The sequence below is a fragment of the Isoptericola sp. NPDC055881 genome (genome assembly GCF_053615895.1).
The window spans coordinates 1-3,689 of record NZ_JBSHCR010000136.1 but is presented as its reverse complement, the minus strand read 5'-3'; the positions used below and the strand labels follow the sequence as shown (position 1 = coordinate 3,689).

Sequence of the window (3,689 nt, the reverse complement as noted above, 5' to 3'; positions counted from 1 at the left end):
CGAAAACGGCGAGAATTCGGGCGCGAATTCTCGCCGTTTTCGTACCCACAGCGGTCAGTCGGCGGGGGCGTGCCGCTGGAGGAAGGCGAAGACGTCCGTGTCGTCGACGCCGGGGAACGCGCCGCGCGGCAGGGCGGCGAGCACCTGCTGGTGCATGCGGGCGCTCGGCCACGCGACGCCGTCCCAGCGCCGGGCCAGGTCGGCCGGCGGACGCTGGCAGCACGCCGGGTCAGGGCACGTGGAGGCGTGGCGCACCTGCGTGTCCCGCCCGCGGAACCACTTGGCGTGCGCGTACGGCACGCCCACGGTGATGGAGAACTGCCGTCCGTCCGCGCCCGTGCCGGTCTGCACCGAGTCCCAGAAGGTGCCCGCCGGGGTGTCGGTGTACTGGTATGACTCGGTCGCGCGGTCACGACGTGTGAACGCCTCGCGGCCGGCCCACCAGCGGCACACGAGCTGCCCCTCGATCGCGCCCGTGACGTCCTGCGGCAGCGGCAGCCCGTCGTTGGCATAGCCGCGGAACAGGGCGCCGTCGTCGCCCACCCGCAGGAAGTGCAGCGGGATGCCGAGGTGCACGGTGGCGAGGTTGGTCAGGCGCATGGCCGCGGCCTCGTGCGTGACGCCGAACGCGTCGCGGAAGTCCTCGACCGCCAGGTCCTTCTCACGCTTGCGCCGCTGCAGGAACTCGACGGCCACGGACTGCGGGATGAGACAGCACGCCGCGAAGTACGTGATCTCCACCCGCTGGCGCAGGAACTCCGCGTAGCTGCGGGGGCGGTCGTGACCCAGCACGCGGTGCGCGATCGCCTGGAGCGCCAGGGACCGCAGGCCGTGCCCGCCGGGGATCGACGCGGGCGGCAGGTAGATGCGGCCGTTCTCCAGGTCCGTCACCGAGCGCGCCGACCTCGGCAGGTCGTCCACGTGCAGCAGCGTCAGGCCGAGCTGCTCGGCCATGCGCGCGACGGTGCGGTGCGTCAGCGCACCCGCCCCGGCGTACCCGGCGCGCTTGGTCAGCTCCTCGCCGAGAGCCTCGATGTGGGGGTAGTGGTTGTCGCGCTCCTGCCGCTCGTGCCGGAGCTCGGTGTTCGCGCGCCGCGCCTCCTCCGGGGTGGCGATGGCCTCCTCCTCGCGGCGCGACAGCTCCGAGTGCAGGCCGACGAGCTGCTCCAGCACCGGCATGGGGAGCTTCTGGCTCGGCTTCACCGACGGCAGGCCGAGCGCGCCGAACAGCGGCCCGCGCTGCGCGCGCTCGAGGGCGATCTCCAGCTCGGCCCGGCGCGACGGCGGCTCGTCGGCGAGCAGGTCGGGGACGGCGACGTCGAGCGCGTCCGCCAGCGACCGGAGCAACGACAGCCGGGGCTCGCGCCGCCCGTTCTCGACGAGGGACAGCAGGCTGGGCGCCGAACCCACCTGCTCCCCCAGCGCCTCGAGCGTCAGGCCGCGCGACGTCCGCGCGTGCCGGATGCGCCGGCCGAGCGTGATGAGGTCCGGAGACTCGGCCGCGGGACCGTCTTTCGCCACCATGGTTTGACTCTATGTGAAGATCCGTGATTTTTCACGGCCGATGGGCTGGAAAGTCGGTCCGGCGACGCGAGACGCTGGAGGTAGCCCCGGGGAGCACCTGCCGCTCCCTGCCGACGGACGGAGCATCCGATGACCTTCACCGCGAACCCTCGCCGCACGCGGCTCGCGATCGCCGAGCTCGCCCCCGACGTCCTGGTCCCTGGGGAGCAGGCGGGCGCGGCGACGGCGCCAGGTTCGACGACGGGCACGACGCAGGCCACCTCGTCCTCGCGGGACGCGCGCGCCTGGGTGCGTGAGGTGGCCGCGCTGACGGAGCCCGCGCAGGTCGTCTGGTGCGACGGGTCCGCCGCGGAGAAGCAGCGCCTGCTCGACGAGATGGTGTCGGCGGGGACGTTGATCCGCCTGGCCGATGACAAGCGCCCGAACTCCTACCTCGCGCGCTCGCACCCGTCGGACGTGGCGCGCGTCGAGTCCCGCACCTTCATCTGCTCGGAGCGCGCGGAGGACGCCGGCCCGACCAACAACTGGCGTGCGCCGGCCGAGATGCGCGCCGAGCTCGCCGACGTCTTCGCCGGCTCGATGCGCGGCCGCACCATGTACGTGGTGCCGTTCTCCATGGGCCCGGTCGGCGGGCCGATCTCGCAGGTGGGGATCGAGATCACGGACTCGCCCTACGTCGTGGTGTCGATGCACGTGATGACCCGCGTCTCCACCGCCGTCCTGGACCTCATCGAGGGCGGGCAGCAGTGGGTCCCGGCCGTGCACTCGGTCGGCGCGCCCCTCAGCGACGGCGACCAGGACGTGCCGTGGCCGTGCAACGACACGAAGTACATCGTCCACTACCCCGAGACGCGCGAGATCTGGTCGTACGGCTCGGGCTACGGCGGCAACGCGCTGCTGGGCAAGAAGTGCTTCGCGCTGCGCATCGCGTCGGCGATGGCGCGCGAGGAGGGCTGGCTCGCCGAGCACATGCTCCTCGTGCGGGTCACGTCCCCGGAGCAGCGCCAGTACCACCTGGCCGCCGCGTTCCCCAGCGCCTGCGGCAAGACCAACCTCGCCATGCTGCGTCCCTCCATCCCCGGCTGGACGGTCGAGACCCTGGGCGACGACATCGTGTGGATGCGCCCCGGACCCGACGGCCGCCTGCGCGCGATCAACCCGGAGGCCGGCTTCTTCGGCGTCGCGCCCGGCACCGGCGTCGAGACCAACCCGACGGCGATCGACACCCTCACCCACGACGTGATCTTCACCAACGTGGCGCTGACCGACGACGGCGACGTGTGGTGGGAGGGCCTCACTCCCGAGGCGCCGGCGCACCTCGTGGACTGGCAGGGCAACGACTGGACGCCGGACGCCGAGACCCCGGCCGCGCACCCGAACTCCCGCTTCACCGTGGCGGCAGCCCAGTGCCCGTCGATCGCCGACGTCTGGGAGGACCCGGCGGGCGTGCCCGTGGACGCGATCGTCTTCGGCGGCCGGCGCGCCACGAACGTGCCGCTCGTGACCCAGGCGACGAGCTGGGACCACGGCGTCTTCATGGGCGCGACCATCAGCTCCGAGCGCACGGCGGCGGCCGAGGGCACGGTCGGCGAGCTGCGCCGCGACCCCTTCGCGATGATGCCGTTCTGCGGCTACAACATGGCCGACCACTGGGCGCACTGGCTGCGCGTGGGCAAGGGGCTCGACGCCGACAAGCGGCCCAAGGTGTTCCAGGTCAACTGGTTCCGCAAGGGTGCGGACGGGCGCTTCCTGTGGCCCGGGTTCGGCGAGAACTCGCGCGTCGTCGAGTGGATCGTCACCCAGCTCGATCGCTCGCGAGGGCTGCGCACCGACGCCGGTGCCGTGCACTCCCCCGTCGGGCTGCTGCCCGCGCCCGGCGCGCTCAGCACCGACGGCCTCGACCTGTCCGACGACGACGTCACCGCGCTCTTCGACGTCCCTGCCGAGGCGTGGCTCGCCGAGACCTCGCTGACCGCCGAGTTCTTCGACACCTTCGGCGACCGGGTGCCGGAGCAGCTCTGGGCGCAGCTCTCCCTGCTGCGCGAGCGGCTCGGCGCCGGCGCCTGACAGCCCACCGACCCGGGCGCCGAACAGGTGGTTGTTCACGTTCTTTGAGTGGGTGGAGGACAGAAAAACACCAACAACGGCGGGGGCGCCACCGGGCA

The 3,689-nt window shown here is 72.6% G+C and carries 2 protein-coding genes; one reads left to right on the top strand and one right to left on the bottom strand.

Translation table 11 applies throughout. The features are described 5' to 3' along the window. Positions 1-54: 54 nt before the first annotated feature. A complete protein-coding gene (locus ACWGKI_RS20650; protein WP_380245527.1) occupies positions 55-1,524 on the bottom strand; it encodes a helix-turn-helix domain-containing protein in 1,470 nt (489 codons plus the stop codon). Between the two features lie 129 nt (positions 1,525-1,653). Between ACWGKI_RS20650 and ACWGKI_RS20645 the strand changes: the two genes are divergently transcribed. Continuing rightward, positions 1,654-3,591, top strand: a complete 1,938-nt coding sequence (locus ACWGKI_RS20645) for a phosphoenolpyruvate carboxykinase (GTP) (protein WP_452189537.1) — start codon at positions 1,654-1,656, stop codon at positions 3,589-3,591. The last annotated feature ends 98 nt before the right edge of the window (positions 3,592-3,689 follow it).